Source organism: Microcoleus sp. D3_18a_C4, from assembly GCF_036702415.1.
Lineage (GTDB): Bacteria > Cyanobacteriota > Cyanobacteriia > Cyanobacteriales > Microcoleaceae > Microcoleus.
Genome location: NZ_JAUBTI010000187.1, coordinates 1 through 5796 on the forward strand (window position 1 = coordinate 1; position 5796 = coordinate 5796).

The window sequence follows — 5796 nt, forward strand, 5'->3', positions numbered from 1 at the left end:
TCACCGGCGGTGACAATCCGGCCGCCGGTTTCGGGATTGCCTAAAAATATCAGCCCTTCATTTGCTGGTGGGACGGTGTTGATGGTGAAGGATGCGATCGACCCGTCTGGATCTGTGCCGCCTAGTCCTGCGATCGCCACAGCGCTGCTGGGGCCGATCTCGAGGTTGACGTTGTTAGCTACGGGCGGTTGGTTTGGCATCGGCCGCAGGGCCGATACAGTAGCGCTGGCGGGGCTGGTGGCACCCTGGTTGTCTGTAGCGCTGTAGGTGAAATTTGCTGTTGTAAAGTTGGCTGTCGATTGGAAAAATAATTGGTTAATGTCAGCAGGTGTCAGAATTTCACCGGCGGTGACAATCCGGCCGCCGGTTTCGGGATTGCCTAAAAATATCAGCCCTTCATTTGCTGGTGGGACGGTATTGATGGTGAAGGATTCGATCGACCCGTCGGGGTCGCTTCCTCCCAGTCCTGCGATCGCCACAGCGCTGCTGGGGCCGATTTCGAGGTTGACGTTGCTAGCTATCGGTGGTTGGTTGGCGGGAGTCGGAGTCGGAGTCGGTGGGAGTGGGGGAGTCGGAGTCGGTGGGAGTGGGGGAGTCGGAGTCGGGGCAGCGGCGATGCTGGTGGTAACAGTTGCGCCGGGATCGCTGCCGTTGTTGTTGCCGGGATTGGGGTCTGGGGTATTTGAGGTGCTGCTAGCAGTGTTGGCGACGGTGCCTCCGGTGGCGGGCACTGCGAAACTGACGGTTCGGTTGGCGCTGGTTGCGCTGGCTAGGGATGGGATGGCAGTCCAAGTCACAATACCTGTAGTTGCGTTGTAACTTCCGCCCTCCGAGACGCTGACTCCTGTTAAGCCCCGAACAATGCTGTCGGCGATCGCCACATTGGTTGCCGCACTCGGCCCACTGTTAGTCGCCGTAATTGTGTAGGTGACTGTCGAGCCCGCAGCCGCACTAGCGGGCCCGGTTTTGCGCGTCACTACATCGGCGCTATCGGCGATCGTGGTGGTGACTCTTGCCGACGGGCTGCTGCCGTTGTTGTTGCCGGGATTGGGGTCTGGGGTACTTGAGGTGCTGCTAGCAGTGTTGGCGACGGTGCCTCCGGTGGCGGGCACTGCGAAACTGACGGTTCGGTTGGCGCTGGTTGCGCTGGCTAGGGATGGGATGGCAGTCCAAGTCACAATACCTGTAGTTGCGTTGTAACTTCCGCCCTCCGAGACGCTGACTCCTGTTAAGCCCCGAACAATGCTGTCGGCGATCGCCACATTGGTTGCCGCACTCGGCCCACTGTTAGTCGCCGTAATTGTGTAGGTGACTGTCGAGCCCGCAGCCGCACTAGCGGGCCCGGTTTTGCGCGTCACTACATCGGCACTCTGGGTGATAGCAGTGGTGACTCTTGCCGACGGGCTGCTGCCGTTGTTGTTGCCGGGATTGGGGTCTGGGGTACTTGAGGTGCTGCTAGCAGTGTTGGCGACGGTGCCTCCGGTGGCGGGCACTGCGAAACTGACGGTTCGGTTGGCGCTGGTTGCGCTGGCTAGGGATGGGATGGCAGTCCAAGTCACAATACCTGTAGTTGCGTTGTAACTTCCGCCCTCCGAGACGCTGACTCCTGTTAAGCCCGGAACAATGGTGTCGGCGATCGCCACATTGGTTGCCGGACTCGGCCCACTGTTAGTGGCCGTAATTGTGTAAGTGACTGTCGATCCGGCGATCGCAGTAGCGGGCCCGGTTTTGACCGTCACTACATCGGCACTCTGGGTGATAGCAGTGGTAACTCGCGCTTGAGGGCTGCTGCCGTTGTTGTTGGCAGGATTGGGGTCTGGGCTCGTTGAGGTGCTGCTAGCAGTGTTGGCGATCGGGCCGCCGGTGGCGGGAACTGCGAAACTGACGGTTCTGTTGGCGCTGGCGGCGCGGGCTAGGGATTGGATGGCAGTCCAAGTCACAATACCTGTAGTTGCGTTGTAACTTCCGCCCTCCGAGACGCTGACTCCTGTTAAGCCCGGAACAATGGTGTCGGCGATCGCCACATTGGTTGCCACACTCGGCCCACTGTTAGTGGCCGTAATTGTGTAGGTGACTGTCGAGCCCGTAGCTGCAGTAGCTGGCCCGGTTTTGACCGTCACTACATCGGCGCTATCGTTCGTAATAGTGGTGGTGACTCTCGCATCCGGGCTGCTGCCACTGTTGTTGGCGGGTACGGGATCGATCGTGTTGCTGCTGCTGAATACACTGTTTGTAATAGGGCCGAGTGTAGTTGGGGCGGTAACGGTTACGGTGCGGGTGGTGCTGGCCCCAACAGGTAAATTCGGAATACGCCAGGAGACCAGTCTCGTTGTCGGGTTGAAAGTGCCACTGCCGTCGGCACTGCCAAATACTGCCCCTCGGGGCAGTTGGTCTTCAACCAGCACGTTTTCGGCCGGGTTCGGGCCATTATTTACTGTCGTAATTGTGTAAGTAATGCTGCTACCCGGTGCCGCAGCAGCCGGGCCTTTTTTCGTTGTCGCAACATCTGCTGTAGTAGTCGGCACGTTTATAGTTTGGATCGACAAAGTGCGAATGTCGTGAATATTTGTTGCGTCTCCCGTTGAACCAGCAAAACCAAATTTGAATGTTGCCGGGATTTGCCCGTTTATTCCCTCTAAATTGCCAATGTCGATAATAGTCTCGCCCGGATCTGTAAACGAACCATTATTGTTGAGATCAAAGCTAACAGTAAGTTGACGACGGTTGGGCGTTGCAGAAGAAGTGGGAGGTTGCAAAATAACTTGAACTCTTCTTCTGGCTGGTTCGCGAGTCCTAGTAATGCTGTTGATTGGCGGACTTACGGGATTGGGAATATTATCTACTCCCCCCGGCACAAAGTTAGAAGTTAAAAACCGATATTGCGTAGCTTGGCTACCTCGAAGCGTTACCGAATCTGGTCTAGACCCGTCCGCAGTTCCGCCTATACGCCCTTCATTCTGAGTTGAAAAATTTCCGAATTCATCAAATCCAATTCCTAAATAACCTCCGAGTAAACCGGCCTGATTTTCGTTTATATTTTGGGCGTAGCCGAGAGAACCTCCATAGCCTCCAGCTTTTGTTGGCGTCACACTACCGTCAATTAAAAAGAAACTTATGCCGTCCCCTGTCAAATTATTGGATAAATTCGGACGTGCAGTGCCGTTGTAGGCAAATATATCGAAGACAATTTTAAGGCCACTGCTGGCTGGTACCGCACTGTTATAGATGGCAAAAGTAGATTGGTCAAAACTTCTTGAAGTTAATCTCAAAGCCCCGCTGCCGGGCGGGTCGATGTTCAAACCCGGAAAACTCTCCGTTCCGGTTCCTGCTGTTAAAGCTGGAAGGTCTGCCGTGCCGCTGACCCCAGATATCCAAGGCCCTATTAGACTTGCATCTTGAAAAGTTTCGTCAACTAAAGTAATGAGGACAGCGCTGTAAGTTTCCTGCGTTTTTGTTTCAAATGCTATTGCGGTTTTTACTCGTCCTGCTGTAACATTTAATTTCCAGTTTCCTCCTAACTTTGCACTACCAATTAAATTGTTGGAAGCGGCTATATTTGCACCTGTTAGTTCTCTCAGCTTCCGCACGAAAGCAATCCCTGATTTTCCAGCCCCCACCCTACACGCTAACAATAAAATATCGGCTTTTTCCGTGAAAGAATTTCCCCACTGCTGCAAATGCCGATCGTACTTTGGTAAGTTTTCATCCTTCAGTACAGTTGACCCCAGTTGCACGGAAGCTTCATTGCCGTGAGCCACTATCTGAAGGCTGGCAATTAAGCTGCGTTTAGCTAGAATCTCGGTAATTTGTTCTACTCCGTCCAGAGTTTGATCGAGGACAATTATCTCTGTCCCCGGTTTGACTCCGCTGGCAAGATGCTGATAATTCTCTACCCTCGGATCGATGCAAACTAAATGTTTTTTATTTTGAGTATTGACGGCCAGACTCGCTTTTGTTAAACAGGAAATATCCCTCGCCCGATCGCCGACTAACGGCGTCCCAATCAAAGAAGCTTTTATGCAATCGGTGTCGCGGCGATCGCAACTTGATTTGTGAATAGGCGATGAGTAGTTGCACCATAAATTTTTCATGAGTTAGATAGCTCCTTGATTTGTTAATTGTCAATCTTCAGTGAGTGATGTTAGTGTTAATTGCTAATAGGAAATTTCTCATTGCTAATTTCTCGACTTCGCATAGTTAACAAGTTCTATTTACTGCGATTTTTTTTTGATCGACATCTTCCCAAAGTAGCACTTCCCTGTATTTAGCTGGGAAATCAGGCGTTTTTTAGCCAAGTCAAACGTGGCGCTAAATTATTTTACGATGAAAAACAACGGACACTATGTACCAAAATACACCGTGTAATGCGAGATTTGTTCGGAGCATCTCAATGAAAGCAGCCAAGCTAGAAATTGGAGTTTTGAGGCAGGAGGCTCTCTTGCTGCGAGGCAGGATGGAAGAGGAAGAAGGCAGGAGCCAGAAGAAGTGTTTTTACAAATATGAGATGCTCCCGATTGGGTGCCGGAAAGCAGTTGACAATTGTTGGCTTTTGTAGAAAAAAAGGCTTCATTTCTCAGACTTTTATTAAGACTTGAGTCCTCATCACAAACCAATTTTATGGGTGTCACCCCGCAGAATATCATATCATCTATCTTCCCTCAAAAAAAGATTAGAAATTTTGTAGTCCTCAACTTAGTTTTCGGGCTTTTCTCACGAATGAATGACTCACTAACCACCAATTTCATGGTCATCAGCAAGTCGAATCACCCAATAATATCAATTCCGCTTGCCCCGGAATGATTGTTGACGGTTGACGGTTGACGGTTGACTGTGAATCAAAACAATGAAAATTGCGCTAATATTTGTTGGCAGCTTGATTCAACTTTATCACGACGATAAGCGCGAATTTGATATCATTCCGGTGTTAGCGGAATGGATATAATTCACCAGCTCGCTCACTATTTTTTGAAAACATTAAAAAACTCGGTTTATTTAACAAACCGAGTTGCTAAAATTTTACGAAAAATGCAGGGGATTGAATGCGCTTTTCTCTGAACAAGAAAGAGTCAGAAAATCCACAGCACTAAGAGTATTATCAGCCCCAAAAATCTGAGCCAAAACCTCCCCAGTCGCCGCAACTTGTAAGAGTGTGCCATTAGCCATCGAGTTAAGTTGCAAAGCCTCAAAACTCAAGCCACCAGCCAGGACAAACTTATCAGTTCCTACGGAAAAATTGAGCACAGTATCCATACCGCTATTAGCGCTTAACACAAAGCGATCGTTCCCAATACCTCCAATCAAAGTATCATCTCCCCCATCGCCAAACAGCCAGTCATCCCCAACACCCCCATTGAGAATATCGCTATCTTTCCCTCCGTGGAGGGTGTCATTACCATCATCACCGTTGAGAGTATCTTGACCTTCATTGCCGTATAACAGGTCATCGCCACTACCACCGTTAATGCAGTCTTGCTGACCCTCTTGGCCCACAGCGCCTCGCCGATTTTCCCCGCGATCGCCAAAAATCGTATCATTACCTTCATCGCCACACAAAATATCGCTGGCTGAGTCGCCGTACATCAAGTCGTTGCCAGCATCTCCCTGTACTACATCATCATCCTTGCCTCCACGAAGGGTATCGTTACCAAAACCCCCATCGAGAGAGTCGGAACTCTCACCCCCACCCTGAAAGTCATTTCCATCTCCCCCAAATAACAAGTCGCGTCCATCAACATCGGACACTAACTCGTTTTGCAAGCCACCGTAAAGCGAATCGTCCCCCTCATCCCCGACAAT

General features: G+C 50.9%; 2 protein-coding genes. Both read right to left on the reverse strand.

The window, feature by feature from the left end:
• On the reverse strand, nt 1-4091 hold a 4091-nt coding region (locus QUB16_RS32715; RefSeq protein ID WP_333322517.1), incomplete at its 3' end, for a DUF4347 domain-containing protein.
• Between the two features lie 925 nt (nt 4092-5016).
• A partial coding sequence (locus tag QUB16_RS32720; RefSeq protein ID WP_333322519.1) for a calcium-binding protein occupies nt 5017-5796 on the reverse strand: 780 nt, incomplete at its 5' end.